This is a genomic window from Colwellia demingiae (genome assembly GCF_007954275.1).
In the GTDB taxonomy this organism is placed as follows: domain Bacteria; phylum Pseudomonadota; class Gammaproteobacteria; order Enterobacterales; family Alteromonadaceae; genus Colwellia; species Colwellia demingiae.
On the sequence record NZ_VOLT01000003.1, the window covers coordinates 250,225 to 271,353 of the forward strand.

Genomic DNA, 21,129 nt, shown 5'->3' on the forward strand with positions numbered 1-21,129 from the left:
TCCATTTTTATAGATAAATTACTGAACTTGGTCGTTATCATGCTTAATTAGTTTAATTTAATCATTTAACCTGGTCACTTTGGTAGAAGACTAAAGTGACTAGGTTAAGTCATAAAAAAAGCGAACCGAAGTTCGCTTTTTATTGTTGTAAATCGACTAATTACCTAACCTCTGGAAGTATCGCTACCATTGAGGAGAGCCAATTGAGCAAATAATTTATCTATCGTCTGGCATTAAATAAGCAAGGTCATCTTCATCGTCTGCATGAAAATCATACCCCCCCTCAAAATCACCATGTAATTCATTCGCAACAGTAAGAGGAAGTTCTAATATTTCTTGAATATGAATAGCAACATCAATTTGTTGATTAATGATGCCTTTAAACTCATAGAAACTTAATAAATCTATTTCTTGTAAGTAACTCTTAGTCAATATTGACAACTGCCCTGTGAGCTTTAAGATGCAAAGCTCTACCTTTTCAAGTAAGTCATCTTTATTGGTGCTAGTAAGGTAAGTATTGAACGTTTGATATAGCGAGCTGGTAAATACTTTTTTATCCGAGTCGATCATTAATAAAGCAATCGCAGTATTAATGAATCGTTGCAATTCAAACAACAATATATCTTCATCATTATCAACCAGGATGGTGCTGGCACAATAGCTGGCGGCAATGTTTTTATAAACATCTAATAGCTTCGCACTTTTATAACCTTCTTTGAGTAAGCTATCATGCATGACTCTAATATCAGCGGTGTCATTAATTGCTAAGGCATAACTAGTGATTGAAATGCTTTCAAAGTATGAAGGAGATATTTTCTTCAATTGCGCATATTTAGCCCAACCCGCTCTGAAGCAATACACAATGCCTTGAGTTTTTATAATCTCTTTTGCTTTAACTTCGTCTTTATCACAAAGATCTAATAAACCTAAGTTGGTGATACCTAGAACAATTTCACAGCCTTTATTAATTTGATCCGCATAAATAATAGATAAATTATCAGAGGCTATCCTCAAAGACATATCAACTAATTGTTGTTTGATTTTATGCACTAACTCCGGAGAAAAATAGCCCTCGCTTTCTCCATCTTTTAAGACCAAAAGTAGAAACGGATGGTTTCTTAACTCTGCAATTCTCATTAATGAATCCTACTTATATAAAACTTATAGACATAATTCGTAAATATTAAAGCGGTGCAAACATGTCATCGGTATCTATTTCTACCGAGGTAACTCTTTGTTTATTTGCATTGTCTTTCAACGCTTTTTCAACATTTTCTAACGTACCATTACTGCTTACCACCATAACCTCACGATAAGCTTCTTCATCTAATGTTTTAATTTTCATTAACAGTTCTTCAATACTGCCTGATGTTTGTTCTTCATCTTCTTCTATTTCAGAAAAGTCATGACCGACAAACGGTAGAGACAAATATAATAAGCCAAAATCATCTTCTACAATGGCTTTTAAAACTTCTAACTGTTTTTCTTCATCGTCAGAGGAGAGAAAAATTTGTGACAATAAACTATGTGCTTCTGTTTGTGCACAAAATACGTGGTCTTCATCGATATTTTGCCAATAAGAAGGTTCAACATTTAATAACTGTTTAATTGACTCCGCATCCATTAACCAGGTAGCGATAGAAGGTATGGTGGCATCGTGTTCTCGAACAATTTTAGCGACGGTCAAAATATCCATCTCAGTTAACACGGCTAACATTGTTTCATCACCTTGCTCAGAAGCGATTGCCTCTAACGAAGTGCCTGCGCGTCTACCGCTTTGTTGTGCTATTTCGATAATATCGGTAGCCAAAATGAGTGCATTTTTCGTCACGATTATTCCTTAAAAGTATTTATACCAAGTGAAAAAATAGACTTGCTAATGCGGTCCACATTACTTCAATTGTTATTATATTTTTCCAATAGATGACCTAATTTAATCAATTAGGACAATCCGATTTTTAAAAGCGAAAGTTCTGTTAAAAAGCTAATATTTAAACTTAATAGTTTTCATCAAAGTCGTCAGATCCATAATCATCAACTTGATCAAAATCATCTTCTTCTGCTTTTAATGGTGTTGCATCATAACGGTTATAAAAATGAATAAGTAAAACGGCAATTTTTAAATCCTGCTCTTCATGTTTCATCATTTCAGTGATACAAGCTCTGGCATCCGCGTGTACACCAACGAATGGCTTAACATCCGCCCATGAAGGTTCTTCGGCTAAATCGACTAAAGCCAAGTTTTTACTATCAATTCTAATTTTTGTTGTTATTGCCATGGCCAATTGATCAACCATACCCGAAAATAATAACGGGGTAGCTTTTAACTGTTCAAATAAATTAGTTAGGTAAATTGATAGTAATTCAGGATTCTCAGGATCAGTTAACGACGTTACATTTTCTAAATACATAGAAAAATCATCAGTTAAATAATCAGGTATATTTTTGTCAGTTTGCAAAGATTTTTCCCTAAGTGCGTCTTTTTCAAATTAAAAGTATGGAGTATTTTCTGATTGAACCTTTTCTGATTAAATCAATTCATTGCCGTCTAGCTCAGCGCATTGCGCCAAAAAGAATCAGCAACCTCTCGGGGATCAGTGATTACGGTATAGTTACTTTTCAAATACAAAGCACGCTTTTTAGGATCCAAAATAGCATCGTAAGCTTCTTTAATTAATTGAAATTTTTCTTCAACTTCACTACCGCTGTTTTTATCTGGGTGATATTTATTAGCGAGTTTTCGATAGGCTTTTTTGATCTCGATGGTCGTCGCATCTCTACTTAAACCTAACTGTTCAAAATGATCCATATATACAACTACCTCGTGTTGAAGTTTTACCTTAACAACATCATTAAATTTACTTATGGAACTAACTAAGGAGGGTAAACGTTAAACGTATTTTAAGCTAATCAAAACATTCTTGCTCACTTTTTTTACATTAGCAAAAATGTTCGCTATCGCTGCTTCCATATATGAAAAGAGGAACGAGCATTCCCCTTTCCATATCAGACTAACACGCAATGACTTATTATTTGTTTATTGCCGCTGCCATTGATTGCTCGGCAACTTGCTCTAACCACTTAAGGTCAACTGTCTGGTGAGCCTCACAAATAAACCAAGGTTCACGTGAGTCTGGCTCTAACATAACGCCATTATCGATCAAGTTTAGGGCGAATTGAGTATACAGATCGCTATTGGTTTGTTTCCAATCACGATAGTTTTGCGGTACTTTACTACCAAAATGTACACCAAACATTGCATCTGGGCCGGCAAAACAATGCTCAACGCCAAACTTGGTAAACACCCGCGAAAGTAATGCTTGAATCTTTTGACCTACACTAGCGATAGTTTCAAGGGCATTCGTTTCTTTAAGTACGGTTAACGTGGCTTTGGCTGCACTTAAGGCAACCATATTTGCAGTATAAGTACCGCCGTGTGTAACCCCATCTTTAGCAAAAGAAATAGTATCCATTACTTCAGCTCGGCCACCAAAAGCAGCAACAGGGTAACCGTTACCCATGGCTTTAGCATAGGTGGTTAAATCGGCGAAAATACCATACAGCGCTTGTGCGCCGCCTTTGGCAACACGAAAACCTGTTTTCACTTCATCCATGATCAACAATGAACCATTGTTATCACAAACGTCACGTAACTTTTGCATATAAGCTTGAGTTGAAGCAATTGAGCCACAGTTGCCCATGATAGGTTCAATTAAGATTGCAGCAATGTCATCGCCATGATTTGCAAACACGGCATCTATAGCATCACAGTCATTCAATGGTACGCTTACTTGATGTTCACGAGTACTTTGTGGAATTCCTCCACCAAAAGGCACGATATTTGGAACTTGTTGCGTGTTCACATCCCAGTTATCAACATCTGATTTCCACATAACTTCATCGTGTAAACCATGAAAACCGCCTTCAACAACAACAATTTTATTTCGTTTGGTAAAACCACGTGCCGTGCGCACTGCACCAATAACTGCCTCTGTTCCTGAGTTAGAAAAACGCATTTTACCGATATTAGGACAAAGTGATTTCACTAATTCAACGACATCAGAATCAAGACCGGTCGAAAAACCAGAAATAGTACCCACAGTAGTAATCGCGCTAATAACTTCGTTATCAATTCGTTCATCACGGTAGCCTAAAATAATTGGACCATAAGCTAAGCTAAAATCAACGAAGGTTTGTTCGTCACAGTCAGTAATAGTGCAACCTTTCATACTACTTAAAAATACGGTATTTTCTTCCCCCCAATAACGGTAGCTATCAGCCACGCCTAACGGCATATTATCAATGGCTCTGGTAAACATAGCGTTGCTATTAGGTTTGTTTTTCTTGCTCATGGGGTTCTCCATCTTAATAAATAATTTTTAACATTGTCTGTAAATTAAAGTGCGGTGGCTGTAAATTTAATAGCGGTAGCTTAATTGCGCAGATAATACAGCGCTAGTGCGATGACAGGAAGCGCTATGGGTAATTTTTTGGGGATATTAGCACAAAAGTTCACCGTCGATGAACTAGCGTTATCAAAAACTGTTAATGCGTAGTAAAAGGTTTATACCAATCGGATTAATTTATTGATCACTTAGCGAGAATTAAAAGGCTTAGAGGTAAGGCATTGATTGAAGAGAATGGTTATTCCCTTGTCAAAATAAATAACGCCGCATGTAAGCCTTTTAAACTCGCCCTTCGGGAACTCATTAGCAAACTGATAACATCACAAAATGAATGAAATATAGAATAACTATGTTTAACTTATTTTGTTTGTTTTAAGCTCGCTAATGTAGCTCTAAGCTGACCAATAAATTAGTCCGTTTGGTATTACTGCCCTTCTTGGATTTGTCCAACCACCAGTACTGGTGCAGCATCAAGTTCTTCAGCATCCATCATAGAAGCAATTCGCTCAACAGAGGATAATAGCTGACTTTGTTCCCAAGATTCTAGTGCTTGATAACGCTTGATGAAATGTTCTTGCAGCGGTTTTGGCGCACCTTGCAGTAGTGTTTCTCCGGCTGAAGAAAGGTATAGCTCTACTTTGCGCTTGTCTAACTGACTACGCTTACGCATAACCAATTCTTTTGCTTCCAAACGATCAATGATGCTGGTAACCGTTGCTGGGCTCAAATTAATTTCTTTAGCAACTTGTTTTGCCATGGGTGCATCTAACTGAGAAATTTTGGTCATTACCATGAGCTGAGGCCCGGTTAATCCTGACTCTTTATTCAGTTGTTTAGAGTGTATGCCAATCGCCCGGATCACTTGACGTAATGAAATTAAAAGCTGATCGTATTTTTCCATAATTATCTACTCATTTAGCCCCTGAACATTCAGGGGCTATCTAATAAAGTAGATTATAAACTAAATGTACGAGAAACCGATAGCACTACACGAGCATCAGCCGCATCATAATCCATATTAGTGTTTTCAAAGGCTAGATCAAAATCAAACCCTTTCCAACTTGTCATGTATTCAACACGGTAATGATTGTAAGCATCTGTACCATCCCAAGCCCATTTAGCTTCATCAGCAGAGGTTGAACGGTCAAAAGTCACTTTAATATTATGTCCAGGTGCCACTTCTACTGTATGAGCAATCATAGCGATATAGTGACTTACGTCTAAACCAAAATAATCCCAGCTGTACCAGAAGTTTAATTCACTATCACCCATAGATGAGCTGTAACCTAATTTTGCATAAGCTTCAGGGTAGTTGTATGTATCAGACGCAGAGTCACCATGATAGGTGTAATACGCAATACCTGTATCTAGACCAAATTTTTCATTAAGCTGAAAGTATTGTCCAACATAAGCATCCCATTCGATATTGGTGTCTTCACCTGAGCCAAAATCAACGTTTGAAGCCCAAGTTCCGGCATAAAATCCGCTATCTGCCGCATAATCCAAGCTCCCTTGTAACGCTGGATCATTATCTGTTTGGCTAACACCGTTGAACGTGTAATCAGAAGCAAGGTTAACCGTTGCAGATACATCAGCTAAAGCTGAGGTAGAAAGAGTTAATAGACCAGTTGTTGCCGCTGCAATTAAAGTTTTATTCATTATTATTTTTCTCATTAAATTTTTTTATTTAGTATTTTTGACTTAGCGTTTTTGACTTAGTAATAACAAACGAACTAATTTATTAGTTCAATTTTATTAAAGTCGATTTTATTTTCTTTCGGTGAACACTCTATCTCGCTGACCACTTTAAATTTGGTCAATAAGATATAACCAAAACAAGTGAAGAACAGTCCGATAACCACGGCGCCAACCCATTGAATTTGTAAGAAGTCCAATTTGAATAAAAGCGTAAGTAAGCTCAGCGCAATGATATTGCCCAAAAAGTATTTAACTTTACCCACGCGGTCGACACTCAAATTCAAGTTATCGGTATATAAACGAATCAACGAATCAAGTGAGTTGATCACAAAGGTGACACCAACAATAGCCATCATTATGTTATAGAAACCAGCGGTTTCCAGACCGTTAACACTGTAGTAATACAACACAGCAAACCATATCGCGATTGGAATAGACGGGAATATCAACATCGCGCCCAGCACTTGGTAAGTACGTAAACCACCAACAAAACGGGCAGTAAACTGGCCAATCATAATGCTCCATGCAAACCACCAGTAAAGGTAAAACTCATGGTAATCATTTAATGGCAGAACAAATTCGTGGATATTACCAAAGTAGCCGCCAAGTAAGGCAATCGTACTGGCAAATTCGCCGATACTTGAACCTTCTGAAAGAAAAGCACCACCCCACATCAGGGCAATCAATCCAATAAACAACCAAGTAGTCGCGAGGCTTAGCAAACGTACATAACGTATGCTGGTACTAGAATAGACAGCTGCAGCAATTACCAAGAAAACAATCAGATAGAAACTACCAATAATTGATTCACCATCACCAAGCTCAGGTACATACCACGGCAAGTTGGTTAGCAATAAATACGCGGTAAAGGCACAGGTTCCTATGATGACAACATTGTTAATCAGCTTAACCAAAGGCAATTGAAAAAATTGCACGCGTGGCTCAATAACACAGAAGTAAAAACAAGTTAGAAAGTAGAAACCCCAGATAAGAAACGCCCAGAAACCAAATTCAATAGATAAGGCATTAGTGAAGCTGTATTCAGGACTTGCCACTAAATCAGCATAACCTGCAAATTCCGTTAACGGGAACATGATAAGTCCAACATCAAGACCTGATGTGAACAATATAGCGATAAAGGTAAATGTTTTAACGGGCGTCACACCAACACAGCGAATATTTCCCCAGCGATATAACACAAAAGCAATGGCAGCAAAGGTAAATAAGATCCCTGCAGATAACCAAGCGGTCATAACTGACCACCAATGATGATTTTAATAAATGTAAACACGTATTACTCCTCTTTCTTTTTATAGTTAGAGCACCCGTATTACCTAAGTAAAATGAAGCGAATTAAATAATTTTTAAGTTAATCCACTTGATCTTACGTAGGTTTCAAATTTCAATTGTCGCAGCCATGATTAGTATCATGACGGCGATAATTAATGCCTGATGGAGTACTCACGATTGAACTTTTGTTAGGGTCAGTTGATCTTCCGCGGTTAAATTTCGTTCGAGATAAAAGCGTTTTAATCACGGCGAGTAGTGTGTAGCCTAGTCACTCTAAGCAAATACTACTCAACAAAGAGTAAAGCGCTTTTAGCCGAATCCTTCGGACAGCGTTTGTTGGTCATTTTTACAGCTTTATCGCCTTTTTATGTGGAAAAACCACATGACAAAGGCTCAGCCTTATATAAATACCCAACAAATCGCTGCAAAAATAATCACGAAAGTTCAACAGACCCTAGGTTATACTTTTCTTTTTGGTTCGTTAGCACGTTGTTGCTGCTGCCAGTTAGGCGCAATGCTCACAGCAGCCTGAGATGGTGGTAATGTTTCACGACCTCGAATAAGATCAGCGGCACGTTCAGCAACCATTATTGTCGGTGCATTAAGATTACCGTTAGGAATGGTCGGGAAAATAGACGAGTCAACAACCCGTAATCCCTCAATACCGTGTACTTTCGTTTGTGCGTCAACAACAGCCATTTCATCTGTGCCCATTTTGCATGAGCACGAAGGATGATAGGCACTTTCAACAAATTGGCGAACAAAGGCATCAATTTCTTCATCGCTTTGCACACCAATACCCGGCTGAATTTCTTCACCACGATACTCATCGAGCGCACTTTGGTTGATAATTTCTCGAGTTAAACGCACACAAGCACGGAAACCTTCACGATCTTCTTCGTGTTCAAGGTAATTAAAACGTATTTGAGGATGTGCTTTAGGATCGTTTGATATCGCTTTAATAGAACCGCGACTTTTTGGTTTGTTATGGCCAATATGAACTTGAAATCCATGACCAGCAAAGGCTTCTTTACCATCGTAACGCATTGCTGCAGGTAAAAAATGGTATTGTAAATCAGGCCATTCAACATTAGCTTTAGAGCGAATAAAACCACAAGATTCAAAGTGATTGGTAGCGCCTAGTCCTTTTTTAGTGAAGAACCAACGACTGCCAATTAAAAACTTGTTCCATAACCCTAGTTGGCCATTGAGTGATATTGGTTTTTTACATTTGAATTGGAAGTAAAATTCTAAATGATCTTGTAAGTTTTGACCTACGCCAGGCAAGTCGTGCTGTACTTCAATGCCAGCTTCTTCCAAATCTTTTTTAGCACCGATACCTGAGAGTTGTAAAAGGTGTGGTGAGCCAACAGGACCGGCTGATAAAATGACATCTTTCTCAACACTTACATCGAAAACTTGTCCTTTGCGTTCATAGCGTACGCCAACAGTTTTTTTGCCTTCTAACAATACTTTATGTACTAGAGCATGGGTTATTACTGTTAAATTACTGCGCGCCATTGCTGGGCGAAGATAAGCATTAGCAGTAGAACAGCGCACACCGTTTTTCACGGTCATGTGCATCGGGCCAAAACCTTCCTGTGCTGCAGCATTATAATCGTCAGTTGCAAAGTAACCGGCTTCAACTCCTGCATCAACGAATGCTTGATACAAAGGGTTTTTCATTTCATTGCCGTTATTGACGCCTAATGGTCCACTTTTACCACGGTATTCGTTACCATCAAAAGCCCAGGTTTCAGCTTTTTTAAAATACGGTAAACAATGGGCGTAATCCCAGTTTTGAGCTCCACTTTGCTGCCATTCATCAAAATCTCTAGCATGCCCGCGAACATAAACCATGCCGTTAATTGATGATGAGCCACCTAATACTTTACCTCTAGGGCAATGCATACGGCGATCATCAAGAAATGGTTCTGGTTGGGTTTCAAACTGCCAAGCGTATTTTTTGGTATTCATCGGAATTGACAGTGCTGTTGGCATCTGAATAAAAATACTTTTATCACTGCCACCGGTTTCAAGTAACAATACCCGATTATTACTATCTTCACTTAAACGGTTAGCCAGTACACAGCCTGCAGAGCCCGCACCAACAATAATGTAATCAAATTTTTCGCTTTTCATGTAAAACTCTTATCTGTTACTTATTTACTATTTATTACCACTTATCAGACACTTGTATTGCTACTATTATTGCTAGCAATACAGATTTCTAAACGATTAAGTGTTTCGAAAGTGTGTCTAATAAACTGAGAAAATATCTTTTAAAAAGGACTTTCAAGTGGCTGAAGACCAACATATACAGATTTAATTTGAGTGTAATGGTTTAGTGTAACTAAGCCATTTTCACGTCCAATACCTGATTGTTTATAACCGCCAACAGGCATTTGCGCTGGTGATGCGCCAAAGCTATTGATCCAGCAAATTCCAGCTTCCATTTTATGGATAACACGGTGAGCGCAATTAATATCTTGCGTGAATACAGCCGCTGCTAGCCCATACTCGGTAGAATTGGCTCTAGCAATCACTTCATCTTCATCAATAAATATCAGTACTGACATCACAGGCCCAAAAATCTCTTCACGGCAAATTGTCATGTCATCAGTACAATCGGTAAAAATAGTTGGCGCAATAAAATAGCCATTGGGTGCATTGTCTGGCTGCAGTGATGTGCCGCCATGAAGTAACGTCGCGCCTTCTTTAATACCTACTTTGATATAATCTGATACCAAATCAAAATGCTTTTTCGAGATAAGTGCACCAAAATTAGTCTCGGGATCCATAGGATCACCAACAATAATGTTTTGGCGAGTACGTTCGAGTAATTTCTCAATAAATTTTGGGTATGCAGATTCTTGAACGAATACGCGTGTGCCATTGGTGCAAACTTCACCTTGAGTATAAAAGTTACCTAACATGGCAGCAGAAACGGCATTGTCGATATCTGCATCATCAAAAATGATCAATGGTGATTTTCCACCAAGTTCCATAGTGACATCTTTAAGTGTTGTAGCAGCACCCGCCATTACTTTCTTGCCTGTACCCACTTCTCCGGTAAAAGAAACTTTAGCAATATCTGGGTGATGGCTTAACCAAGAACCCACTTCGCCTGCACCTTGAACAACATTAAATACGCCGTCAGGAATACCTGCTTCAGTGAAAATTTCAGCGAGTTTTAATGCCCCTAACGGTGTTTCTTCTGATGGTTTAAAAATCATCGAATTACCACACGCTAATGCAGGTGCTGCTTTCCAACAAGCTATCTGTAGTGGATAGTTCCACGCACCAATACCAGCGCAAATACCTAGTGCTTCACGACGAGTATAATAAAAATCACCATCAACTTGCTGTTGATTACCTTCAATTCCAGGAGCCAAACCAGCAAAAAATTCGATAGAATCAGCACCTGATTCAACATCAACTACTGAGGCTTCTTGCCATGGTTTACCGGTATCAAGTACTTCAATTTTTGCGAGTTCATCATTACGCTCGCGTAACAAAGCTACTGCTTTGAGTAAAATTCGGCTGCGCTGTATAGCGCTCATTGCTGACCAAGTAGCAAAACCACGCTGGGCACTTGCTATCGCTGCTTGTTTAACTTGTTCATCGGCGACTTCAACCTGATAGATTACTTTTCCCGTTGCTGGGTTAATCACATCGAATGTTTCACCACTGTCGTTTGCCATGTAGGCACCATCGACAAAATTTCTATAACGTACTAATGACAATTGACATCTCCGGACTGCTTAAGCAGATCGTCTATAAATTTTTTACATAATTGTTCGGCCTGTTTAAATTCTTCTTCAGGCCTTGGACTTAAAGCGCTTCGCAACCAAAAACCATCAATCATCGCAGCGGTCTGTTTAGAGGCTATTACTGCGAGGTCATCAGTTAACAACTGACGGAAAGAAAAAAGTAAGTTGCTGTATAAGCGCTTGCTGTTGATATGTTGCAGGCGAGCCAATCCGGGCTGATGCATTGACTGCGCCCAGAAGCTAAGCCAGGTTTTTGTTGCCGGCGCTGAACGTTGCAATTGGGTAAAGTTTGCCTCAATGATCATTTCAAGTCGTTCGGTCGCAGTAAGCTTCTGCTGACCGATACGATCAAGCAGTGCTGATTTCAATTGATCCAGCAAATGTTTAACTGTTGCTTCGACTAATTCCTGCTTACCACCAAAATAATGACTAATGATCCCGGACGATAAGCCGGCAATTCTACTAATGGTAATAATCGTGGTGTTTTGTAAACCATATTGCGCCACCGATTCCAAAGTAGCGTTGATTAATTGTTGTTTACGTACGGGTTTCATTCCAACTTTTGTCACAAACTTCTCAAAATTATTTTAATTGAACGTTCAATTAATTATAATTGTAATAGTTTGAACAGAAATTATCAAGCCACTATTAACGTAGTACTAAATACGTACTAATCAGTGCTAAATTGGTATTAGTTGAGATTAGTTAGCAATAATTGAGACTTGTTGAGCAAAATCCGATGGATATCGTAAAAATAGATAAACAATTATAAGTTCGTACACTAACTATATTAAGAATATTAGTTAGCTATAAAAGTACTGTGAAAACTAATTTCGTTAAGATTAGGTGCGATATCCTGTTGAGCAATTAACAGGCGTAAAGTTAGACTGTTTTCTTGGTTGCTGTATCAACAAAAAGGGCAAGATATAAAATTTTTGATAAAATCTTTTATATTTCAACTATATGTTAACTAAAGGTTAATGTTATCATTTAAGCTATCAAGCTTTTTGGCATTCATTTATTTCCACATGATAAATCTATTTAGGAGAAGGATTTGATTACGCTCATCAGAATCTGTTGTGCCATGTTAAGTTTATGCGTTTTGAATGTTTATGCCTTGGCAGAAAAGAGTGGCAATCATCCAAAAGAATTAACTTTAGCAACAACGAGATGGTGTCCTTATACCTGTTTTGATGAAAGCAAAAAGTTTGGTATTGTCGGTTTATATATAAGAAAAATTATTGCTTCGCATAACATCACTCTTTCAATTGCTATGGCAACTCATTAGTTAAATACAAGGTTAAATTTCAATGAGAGTTTTTGTGTTAAAAAGAAGACATATCAATTGAATGATATAAAAAGAATCTATTACTGATATAAATCAAGACATATAAGCTATTGCTGTGTTCAACTTCATCACACCATTTTAGTAAATTATTTTGTCTTTCAACTGAGACAATCAAGTGTGAAATCTTATGAATAAAACAGCAAAAATCTTATTGTTAATCTTAGCCGCCTTCTTTTTATTTCTCGGTATAAAGAGTTCACAACACTCAAAATCGTATGCTGAATTAACAGATATTCAAACAATTAAAGGCACTATATTTCAATTACATTGTCCGCCAAAAGGCGCCGCTTCATTAAGTATTGCTGATTCTGATCTTACTTATAATTTATCGGTTAAATTTAGGAGTGATTATTGTGATGAAAAAAAATCTCCTGTGCTTATAGGTAAAGAAGTCACCATGCAATCGGTACAAGTAAATGGAAAATTTCACCAAGTTTATCAAATAGAGAACAATGGCCGGGTAATTCTTCGTCCTGATGATGTATTGTCAGATCAAACAAGTGCCACATTAGGTTTATTTTTCTTAGCCTTTTTATTGATTGCTTTAGTCCTTTATAAAAGCCGTCCAGTCAGAAAAAATACTTAATACTTAGCTCAATTTATTTGAGCTTTTTCTCTTTTTGGCACTTTATCAAAGTGCCAAAGGTAGACGACAACATACTCAATAAAAATGATTCTTCATATTTACCGCTGAAATATGTTCTCTGATACTTGAGATTTCAGACTTGAGAGCTGATAACATTCACTTTAGCAACTCGTATTACACCTTGAAAAGTTAGAATACTTTCACCAAATTGAATTAAAACCATAAGATATTTTATATGAACACTATGAAAAAGATCATCGCTAGCCTTTTTTTAACAATGACACTAACTGCCTGTTGTGGCAGTGATGATGCAGTTAAAAAAACAAATAAGTTGATCACTAAGCAAGCTATAGATAAAACAGATCCTGCTTGGAAAACCAAGTTAAGTCAGCCACCATTACTTACTTTTGCCCCAGGTAAAGATTATTTTTGGGAGCTGCAAACAAACCAAGGTAATATCACCATTAAGCTTTTAGCAGATACAGCACCGATGCATGTTTCTAGCACAATTTACTTAACTAAACTTGGTTTCTATGATGACTTAACTTTCCATCGTGTTATTCCTGGTTTTATGGCACAAGGCGGTGACCCTACAGGAACTGGTGCAGGTAATCCTGGTTATAAATATGATGGCGAATTTGAAGGTGAAATAGGTCATAGCGAAGCGGGAACGTTAAGCATGGCAAATGCTGGTCCCGGCACTGATGGCAGTCAATTTTTCTTAACTTTTATACCGACACCTTTTTTAGATGGTAAACATACTGTTTTTGGCAAAGTAGTCGCAGATGCAGAAAACAGCTTAGCTAAAATTGAAGCGTTAGGTAGCCGAAATGGAAGAACCATGGAAGCGGTTAAAATTGATAAAGCATTGATTCGTATAGCCAACAAAAAATAGACTAGGTTAAGTGATTAGTATTCACCTGGACGTTAGATTCAGTATAAAGAGACATCATCAGTTTTAGATAACAGCCAGACCTGCCGATAATCATCTATGAAAAGCGGCAGTTTTAGTGCAGTTGCGTCGAATTGTCTTAATTCGCTCACCCTTCCCAAGTATCAATAATTTCTTTAGCCGCTCTCATTGCTTCAATAGCGGCAGGAAATCCGCAATAAACGCTAGCATGCATAATCACCGCTCTTATCTCTTCTTTAGTTACCCCATTACGTAGAGCACCACGAACATGACCTTTTAATTCATTAGGTGCTTTTAGGGCGATTAACATAGAAATAGTCACCAAACTTCGGGTATCTTTCGGTAAGTCATTTCTATTCCAAGTACTTCCCCACGCATTTTCCATAACTAAGTCTTGCAATGGCTGATCAAATTCACTGGCATTATTTAAAGCGCGATCAACAAATTCATCACCCATAACTTCACGACGAACTTGCTCTCCATTTTTATAGTTTTCATTTTTTTTTTCACTGCTCATTTTTATTTCCAATAACGTCAAGATGCTTTAATAATAAAAAGAATGGCAAACAAAAAACAGAAATAAAAATCTATTGCTAACATAAGCAACCGTGATATTTGATCATGTCTATTTCAAAACATTGCTTATTAGTCAAAAAATTCCACTAAGTTGAGAGACATCTTTGCTTAACAAATTAGAGCGACTCCCCCCAACAATGAATTACTCGACAGCACCTTCCCTTTTATAAAAGAATGATAAGAGATTGAAATAATAAATAAAAATATATATAGTTCACCGAAATTTAAAAACACCTTTCTGTGTCTTATTCACTATCTCTGCCTAAATAATTTTATTTTTATATAAATTCAATTTAGCCATCAGCAATGCGATTAAAAGTTTCAGATCAATATATAAATCCTCGGTAATGGAGAGCCCCATGTTTTTTCTTAGTGATCACGATAGTCTAATCAGCTCAATTGAGGCCATTGGCGCTAGTTTCGCTGTCTTTGAGTTCGACCCTCAATCGGTAGCTTTTGAACTGGTCAGTTGCAATAGCCGATATGAGGATCTTATCGGATACTCAAGTGCGAAAGCGCTTGGTCAGCCACTGACAACAATATTCCCAAGATACATTCACAATCCCCTAAAAGAAGCATTCATTCATTGTAAAAATGAACGCTTGGCTTTAGAAACAGAGATAGTGCTTGACTACAAAGGACAAGAAAGATGCTGGCGTTCAATAGTCTCTCCTATCGTGAACTCAAAAATAGAAGCATTCAGAATAATCCAAACCTGTGTTGAGATCACAGAGAAAAAGATCTTAGAAAAACAACTTAACCTCTCGATGAAACGATTTGAAGCCGTGGTGAATAATGCCTATGACGGCATAATCACCATAGATGAACAGCAAAATGTGAAGCTTTTCAACGAAGCCGCCCAATCAATGTTTGGTTACAGTGAACAGGAAATAATTGGTCAGCCACTAACCAAGTTATTACCTGAGAAATACCAAGCTAAACATCATAGTTATGTCGAAGGGTTCAAAAGATCACAGGTAGATTCTAGACCCATGCAAACCCGTGCAGCCGTACAAGGTCTTAGAAAGGACGGTAGCGAATTTGCCATTGAAGTGACCATATCAAAAATTCGCATTGCTGATAATGTTGAGTTTACTGCGGTTATCAGGGATATTTCTGAAAAGAATCAACTGCTGGAAGAGTTAATCTTATCCTCAAGAAGAGACCCTTTAACGGAACTTTACAACCGCCGATATTTTACCGAATTACTCAGTTCAGAAATCACCCGTTCTAAAAGATTCAAACGAGGTTTCTCGCTGTTAATGTTAGATATTGACCATTTTAAGTCAATCAACGATAGATTCGGACATGCATGTGGTGACGCTGCTTTAATCGCCTTTTCAAAAACTGTGACCAATAGCATTAGGGAAGTAGATACTATTTGCCGATGGGGCGGAGAAGAGTTTTTGGTACTCCTTCCAGAAATACCAAAAATAACAGCTATGATTGTCGCTGAAAAAATCAGAAAAAACATTGAAAACCTTGAAACAATCTATGAGGGCGATTTGATAAAACTGACCGTATCTATTGGCTTAGAATACTTTTCTGGCGACGCTATTGAAATGAGCAGCATGGTCAATAAAGTAGATCAGATATTGTATAGAGCAAAAAACACTGGAAGAAATAAAACTTCTACTGAAATTTAACGTTTTATACTATACCCGTCCCGCTTGAATATGCTCGTATCAGGACGTCTGAGTGATTCATAATCAAGTGGAACAAGTATAAATGTTAATCACACTTTGGCTGGTTCAATGGTGCAGGTAAAGTAGTACGACGCGTAGCGACATAGGCGATAACAACACAAATCAGCCCCATAGTGACGAGCGTGACGGGATACCCCACAGACTCGGTAAACACACCGAATAACAAGCCACCTAATGCACCACCACCAATATTAATGGCGCCCCATAAACTCATGACTCTGCCTCTAAAAGCACTTGTCACTGACACCTGAATAAGTGACTGAGTACCGACGCCACAGACAGTGGCACAAAAACTTAATCCCCCTATAATCACTAAACCTAACTCATAACTACTGGTATAACTAAAGACTACCAACAGTAAACCAGAACTAATCACTGCTATACGCATTGCCGGTATTAAGCGCCCAGCACTAAAGGATGACAGTAATAAACCCGCAATAATAGCACCGATTCCCGCCGCTGAATTCATCCAAGCTAATGCTTCCACGCCCCGCCCGTAGAGTACATCAACCGCTGCAGGTAATATTTCTAGCAACCCTCGGCCGAACATAGCAGAGACAGCAATTAACATTAATAAACGCAGAATTAAGTCCGAATTCAAGGCGTAATTCAGTCCAGCTTTTATATCCATAAAAAAAGTAAATTGCTTTGCCCCAGAAATCCGTTGGCATTCATCAAGTTTTAACAACAGTAATACGATAATTAACGGTATATAACAGGCCGCAACCACCGCCAATGCAACGGCATTGCCCTGATATTTAATCAGCAGTCCGGCAATAACTGGTCCAATAAAACGTGAGGTATTGTATAAAATAGCATTGATGGCCACTGCCTTGGGCATATTAACGTCACTGACCAATTCAGGTACTAAAGACAGTCGTATCGACTGATAGGCACTATTGGCTATACCTATTCCTAGGGCAAAAAACAGCAGCATCATCTCATCAGCTAACTGTTGCCATACCAATAAGGACAATACTAGTGATAACAGCCCCAGTATAATACTGGTAACAACCGCTGCCTGGCGACGGTTAATGCGATCTACCATCACTCCAAATAAGGGACCTACCACTACAGATGGGAAGAACATTAGGAAAGCCAACATGCCTAACCAGCTTTCTGAATGGGTTTGATCCCACATCATCCAGCCCAGTGTCATGCGCTGAATCCAAAGACCCTGAGTAGAAAATATACTGCCACACAAGTAGGTCAGGTAATTACGTTCAGTAAATATAGAGCGCTGCACTGGCTGTTAATATCCCAATAAAATCGGGCATCATACAGTAAAACCTCACAAGGAAATATCAAATTAATGCAGGCCTAAATGCATGTTTTGCGCTGTACACAGCAATCTTATTGAGTCGTTGTGATATTAAAAAATAAACTTATCAAACCATAAAAAATACTCATGAAAAAGCCGTCCTCCTCAGCTTTACAGCTCTGCGTAGTCCCAGTAGCATAGCGTTATTGAACGGCACTTAACTGTCAATTTCTACAAAATAAAAGGCACCAATATCATGTCAGATAACATTAATTTAATTACACAACAAATTGAAGATAAGTTTAATGAAATAGAGAAGGAAGTTTTTTCTGGAAGTCTATTTTCACAGTGGCGAGGATCTTTTGAAGTAAAAAAAGTCTACTTAAAAAAAGAAAATTCCGACATTAAGTGTGACCTCGATATTCGTTTAAAAAACTGGCCTGAAGGGGTTTCGATTAAAGTGTACAAACATAAAGCATTAGCAGTTTTGCCTTATGTAAAAGATCAACAGCTTTGCAAAGATCACTTAACCACCGAATCGACACCGTGTAAGTATTGGAAAGATGCTTTCTACTTTTCCAACATGATAGACCTGGATCAAGACCGCTATGTGTTATTAGAAGGTAATGCTATGTCAGATGAAGATACCGATATTTGCTTGAGTAAGCTAAAAACGCATATTGAAGAAATTAATGAGATTCTAGCGACTGATTAGCCAAAGCGATTTACGCTGCATAAAGAAAACTTTTGTTCACAGCTCGATAGATCCCAAAATGAGTAGAAAAAGCGAGACAACCTCCACTCTTTCTACTTTCTTTTTTGGAGGCTACTATCGCAACAAACACCTCCAAAGCATGCTTACAATTCAAATAAAACATCGGTACGAATTATATACTTAACCCCATCAGTAATAGGTACTGAACTGTGTATACAATGCAATGGGTGCATACCGTGAGGGAAGCATAACATTCCGCCAGCCGGGGTCCGAATATCAACATTTTTAACATTGTCATTCGATGTTGCCGGTTTAGTCGGGTCATCAGCATTCACTAAGAAGCGCGTTTCACCACCTTGGAAATCTTCACTTAAGAATATTAAAAAAGTCATTTGGCTATAACGATCAGGATAAGCATTAGCAATCAGCTCGTTATTAATAATACGGCTACCCGGCCAAGAACCATCAGAATGAGGTTTGAAATAGTCCTCAGGATTATAACGATAGAAGCGAAAACGCGCATTGATCCCCAACGCCTTGCTGCCACCAAAAATAGCTTGTCTATCATCCATTAAATGCGCAATTCGCTGCCAAATAATGCCATCTGTTTGTTCATCAACTATCCAAGTTAAGCTATCGTTATGACGAACACTACGTGGTAAAGAAACAGCGGCATCGGGAAGAAACCCCAACTGTTCACTAATACTAATCAGCTTTTCACACTCACCTTTTGTCAATACATTGAATAATTGAAATGCGCCAGGCACCTGAGTCAACTCGTGTCTTTCAATATCACTGATATCAAAAGTATCACTCAAGTTTGCAGGGTTTACCTGGTGATTACCCCATGCAGGTAAAGCAGGATGCTCTGCTCCGGGCTCTAAAGCGGCGACAAAAAAGTCAGCTGTTGTGTCTATTTTTTGATTCATATTTTTCTCTATTATTTATACCAAATGGATTAATTTATTGGTCCGATTGGTATGACTTATTTGTTAATAATTCGTAGCTGGGAAAACTGGCGATGACCCGCAGCAGTTCCATGAAAACCAAAGCCACTTTGTTTAGCCCCAACCCAGGGTCCAAGACCACCAGCACCTTGATTGACAGCCACCATGCCAGCTTCCATTTGCCCTGCAACAGCATTGGCGCCAGCACCACCAAATACTACTGCGCCTAAACCATATGGGCTAGCATTAGCTCGTTCAATCGCCTCAGATAGTTGCTCAAAACGACTGATAGCTACTACTGGACCGAAAGTTTCATCTCGCTCTAAAAGCATATCGGGTGTGATACCAGTTACCACTGTAGGCTGTATATAAGGTAATGCATAATGCTGCTTTCCTAATAAGAATGAAGCACCTTTTGCTTGGGCATCTTCGAGTTGAGACAACACATTAGCATGCTGCTTAGGATTAACAATCGGGCCAATATTGACATTATTTTGATCCCAAGCGCCCGCTTGATAACGACTCGCTAACGCAACCACTTTCTGCTCAAATTCATCAGCTATACGTTCATCAACATAAATACGCTCAGTCGAAGTACACATTTGACCGGTATTTTCAAAAGAGCTAGCCACCGCAAACTGAACTGCTTTATCAACATCAGCGCTTGCCATAACGATAAGTGGATCATTGCCGCCCAATTCCATCACTAAACGTTTAAGTCCTGACGCAGCACTTGCCATAATGTGCTTGCCAGCAGCTAATGAACAAGTGAAAGCCACCATATTGATGTCGGCATTAACCAAAGCTTTACCGGTTTTTTCATCACCATGCGCTATTTGTAGTACATTCTCAGGTAGCACCTGATTTAATGTTTTAACAAAAAGGTCTGCAACTAAAGGGGTTTCTTCCGAAGGCTTTAATACCACGCTATTACCTGCAATCAGCGCAGGCAACAGTAAGTTATTCGCCATCGCCAATGGATAATTCCAAGGTGAGATAACGGCGACTACGCCTAATGGCCGATATTGCATTTCAGCATTTCGTCCCATTGACTCCGTTTTTAAGGCTTGCGCTATTTCCTGAGTAAAATAGGCCGCATTTTGGACGGTGCCAGTGACCTCATAACTTGCTCTACGATAATCTTTACCCATTTCTTTACTGATCAATAACGTTAGTTGCTCTTCTACCGCAACAAGACGCTCGTAGGCCTTCATTACTTTTTGTTGGCGTTCATCAAGAGACAGAGCCGACCATGATTTTTGTGCTTTTTTTGCACGTAAAACAAGCGATGACATATCTGTTGGTTCCGTAATGGGAACTTCACCTAATGGCGCTCTATTAATTGGGTCAAAAGAGGTGAGTATTGGCATAAAATGGCTTCCTAAAATTGCGCTAAAGTTAATGCTTCACAAAGTGTAAATTGGTTATAGAACAGTATTATGCTAGAGTGGTTAATTAAAGCAACCAGTATACTTTTAGTAACCACTCAGTTAGAAATAGAAACATAATGAAAAGCACAACAAAAACAAATAGTAATATTAAAAAAATAAATTTAGAAAGCTGTGAAGAACCTTGTCTTATTGAGCGGGGCATGCGGGTTTTAGGTGGTAAATGGAAAGCGTCTATTCTTTGGCATCTAAAAGATGGTCCAGTTCGTTTTAACGAATTATCTCGTATGTTAGGTGGCGCAAGTAAGAAAATGGTCGACCAACGCCTGAAGGAATTGGAAGCACAAGGACTGGTTACGCGTGAAGTTATCAGCGATCGCCCTATTGCCGTCGCTTATGAAATCACCGATTTTGGCCGCACGGCATTAGATCTTTTAGAAAAACTCAAAGATTGGACCGAAGATAACGGTCTTTAACCCTTTTTTTTGGATTACTAGCTAACGATAAGGAGAACGACTAACT

The 21,129-nt window shown here is 38.5% G+C and carries 21 protein-coding genes and 1 pseudogene; 7 read left to right on the top strand and 15 right to left on the bottom strand.

Going from position 1 to position 21,129, the window contains the following annotated elements:
• Window positions 1–216: 216 nt before the first annotated feature.
• The 8 genes from ESZ36_RS06760 to ESZ36_RS06795 form a co-directional block, all read right to left on the bottom strand.
• The gene (locus tag ESZ36_RS06760) at window positions 217–1,137 is read right to left on the bottom strand and encodes a hypothetical protein (RefSeq protein WP_146785409.1); all 921 of its coding nucleotides are present in this window, start codon (window positions 1,135–1,137) and stop codon (window positions 217–219) included.
• Between the two features lie 46 nt (window positions 1,138–1,183).
• A complete protein-coding gene (locus ESZ36_RS06765) occupies window positions 1,184–1,831 on the bottom strand; it encodes a hypothetical protein (protein ID WP_011042178.1) in 648 nt (215 codons plus the stop codon).
• 166 nt (window positions 1,832–1,997) lie between these two features.
• Window positions 1,998–2,459 carry a hypothetical protein gene (locus ESZ36_RS06770; protein ID WP_146785412.1) on the bottom strand — a complete coding sequence of 154 codons (462 nt, stop codon included), beginning with the start codon at window positions 2,457–2,459 and terminating at the stop codon, window positions 1,998–2,000.
• A gap of 89 nt (window positions 2,460–2,548) precedes the next feature.
• The gene (locus ESZ36_RS06775; RefSeq protein ID WP_146785415.1) at window positions 2,549–2,809 is read right to left on the bottom strand and encodes a DnaJ domain-containing protein; all 261 of its coding nucleotides are present in this window, start codon (window positions 2,807–2,809) and stop codon (window positions 2,549–2,551) included.
• A 220-nt stretch (window positions 2,810–3,029) separates the two neighbouring features.
• The gene (locus ESZ36_RS06780; RefSeq protein ID WP_146785418.1) at window positions 3,030–4,352 is read right to left on the bottom strand and encodes an aspartate aminotransferase family protein; all 1,323 of its coding nucleotides are present in this window, start codon (window positions 4,350–4,352) and stop codon (window positions 3,030–3,032) included.
• A 478-nt stretch (window positions 4,353–4,830) separates the two neighbouring features.
• A complete protein-coding gene (locus ESZ36_RS06785) occupies window positions 4,831–5,307 on the bottom strand; it encodes a MarR family winged helix-turn-helix transcriptional regulator (protein WP_146785421.1) in 477 nt (158 codons plus the stop codon).
• A gap of 53 nt (window positions 5,308–5,360) precedes the next feature.
• Window positions 5,361–6,065 carry a TorF family putative porin gene (locus ESZ36_RS06790; protein ID WP_146785424.1) on the bottom strand — a complete coding sequence of 235 codons (705 nt, stop codon included), beginning with the start codon at window positions 6,063–6,065 and terminating at the stop codon, window positions 5,361–5,363.
• A gap of 74 nt (window positions 6,066–6,139) precedes the next feature.
• The gene (locus ESZ36_RS06795) at window positions 6,140–7,357 is read right to left on the bottom strand and encodes a BCCT family transporter (RefSeq protein WP_146785427.1); all 1,218 of its coding nucleotides are present in this window, start codon (window positions 7,355–7,357) and stop codon (window positions 6,140–6,142) included.
• Window positions 7,358–7,649: 292 nt separating this feature from the next.
• On the opposite strand from ESZ36_RS06795, the pseudogene ESZ36_RS22830 reads away from it, so the two are divergent.
• Window positions 7,650–7,850, top strand: a pseudogene (locus ESZ36_RS22830) (hypothetical protein); the annotation flags it as partial.
• 3 nt (window positions 7,851–7,853) lie between these two features.
• Here the strand turns inward: ESZ36_RS22830 and betA are convergent.
• From betA to betI, 3 genes are all read right to left on the bottom strand, one after another.
• Window positions 7,854–9,536 (bottom strand): choline dehydrogenase, encoded by a 1,683-nt coding sequence (gene betA, locus ESZ36_RS06805; RefSeq protein WP_146785429.1) that lies wholly within the window; start codon window positions 9,534–9,536, stop codon window positions 7,854–7,856.
• 140 nt (window positions 9,537–9,676) lie between these two features.
• Window positions 9,677–11,140 (bottom strand): betaine-aldehyde dehydrogenase, encoded by a 1,464-nt coding sequence (betB, locus tag ESZ36_RS06810; protein ID WP_146785431.1) that lies wholly within the window; start codon window positions 11,138–11,140, stop codon window positions 9,677–9,679.
• Window positions 11,131–11,736 carry a transcriptional regulator BetI gene (betI, locus tag ESZ36_RS06815; RefSeq protein WP_146785433.1) on the bottom strand — a complete coding sequence of 202 codons (606 nt, stop codon included), beginning with the start codon at window positions 11,734–11,736 and terminating at the stop codon, window positions 11,131–11,133. The genes betB and betI overlap by 10 nt, the downstream gene beginning before the upstream one ends.
• Window positions 11,737–12,221: 485 nt before the next feature.
• Here betI and ESZ36_RS06820 point away from each other — a divergent pair, with 485 nt between their 5' ends.
• The 3 genes from ESZ36_RS06820 to ESZ36_RS06830 all read left to right on the top strand — a co-directional run bounded on the left by ESZ36_RS06820 (window position 12,222) and on the right by ESZ36_RS06830 (window position 13,996).
• Entirely contained in the window at window positions 12,222–12,455 is a 234-nt protein-coding gene (locus ESZ36_RS06820; RefSeq protein WP_146785435.1) for a hypothetical protein, read from the top strand.
• A 187-nt stretch (window positions 12,456–12,642) separates the two neighbouring features.
• Entirely contained in the window at window positions 12,643–13,101 is a 459-nt protein-coding gene (locus tag ESZ36_RS06825; protein WP_146785437.1) for a hypothetical protein, read from the top strand.
• A 235-nt stretch (window positions 13,102–13,336) separates the two neighbouring features.
• The gene (locus ESZ36_RS06830; protein WP_146785439.1) at window positions 13,337–13,996 is read left to right on the top strand and encodes a peptidylprolyl isomerase; all 660 of its coding nucleotides are present in this window, start codon (window positions 13,337–13,339) and stop codon (window positions 13,994–13,996) included.
• Between the two features lie 145 nt (window positions 13,997–14,141).
• Here ESZ36_RS06830 and ESZ36_RS06835 read toward each other — a convergent pair whose 3' ends face one another.
• On the bottom strand, window positions 14,142–14,531 hold the full coding sequence (locus tag ESZ36_RS06835) for a carboxymuconolactone decarboxylase family protein (RefSeq protein ID WP_146785441.1): 390 nt from the start codon (window positions 14,529–14,531) through the stop codon (window positions 14,142–14,144).
• Between the two features lie 418 nt (window positions 14,532–14,949).
• Between ESZ36_RS06835 and ESZ36_RS06840 the strand changes: the two genes are divergently transcribed.
• A complete protein-coding gene (locus tag ESZ36_RS06840) occupies window positions 14,950–16,236 on the top strand; it encodes a sensor domain-containing diguanylate cyclase (RefSeq protein WP_146785443.1) in 1,287 nt (428 codons plus the stop codon).
• 85 nt (window positions 16,237–16,321) lie between these two features.
• Here the strand turns inward: ESZ36_RS06840 and ESZ36_RS06845 are convergent, their stop codons facing one another.
• A complete protein-coding gene (locus ESZ36_RS06845; protein ID WP_146785445.1) occupies window positions 16,322–17,542 on the bottom strand; it encodes an MFS transporter in 1,221 nt (406 codons plus the stop codon).
• 271 nt (window positions 17,543–17,813) lie between these two features.
• On the opposite strand from ESZ36_RS06845, the gene ESZ36_RS06850 reads away from it, so the two are divergent.
• Window positions 17,814–18,272 carry a hypothetical protein gene (locus ESZ36_RS06850; RefSeq protein ID WP_146785447.1) on the top strand — a complete coding sequence of 153 codons (459 nt, stop codon included), beginning with the start codon at window positions 17,814–17,816 and terminating at the stop codon, window positions 18,270–18,272.
• A gap of 143 nt (window positions 18,273–18,415) precedes the next feature.
• On the opposite strand, the gene ESZ36_RS06855 is transcribed toward ESZ36_RS06850, so the two are convergent.
• Both ESZ36_RS06855 and ESZ36_RS06860 read right to left on the bottom strand, forming a co-directional pair.
• On the bottom strand, window positions 18,416–19,201 hold the full coding sequence (locus ESZ36_RS06855; protein ID WP_146785450.1) for a 2OG-Fe(II) oxygenase family protein: 786 nt from the start codon (window positions 19,199–19,201) through the stop codon (window positions 18,416–18,418).
• Window positions 19,202–19,257: 56 nt separating this feature from the next.
• On the bottom strand, window positions 19,258–20,589 hold the full coding sequence (locus ESZ36_RS06860) for an aldehyde dehydrogenase family protein (protein WP_146785453.1): 1,332 nt from the start codon (window positions 20,587–20,589) through the stop codon (window positions 19,258–19,260).
• A gap of 137 nt (window positions 20,590–20,726) precedes the next feature.
• On the opposite strand from ESZ36_RS06860, the gene ESZ36_RS06865 reads away from it, so the two are divergent.
• Entirely contained in the window at window positions 20,727–21,083 is a 357-nt protein-coding gene (locus ESZ36_RS06865; RefSeq protein WP_146785456.1) for a winged helix-turn-helix transcriptional regulator, read from the top strand.
• The last annotated feature ends 46 nt before the right edge of the window (window positions 21,084–21,129 follow it).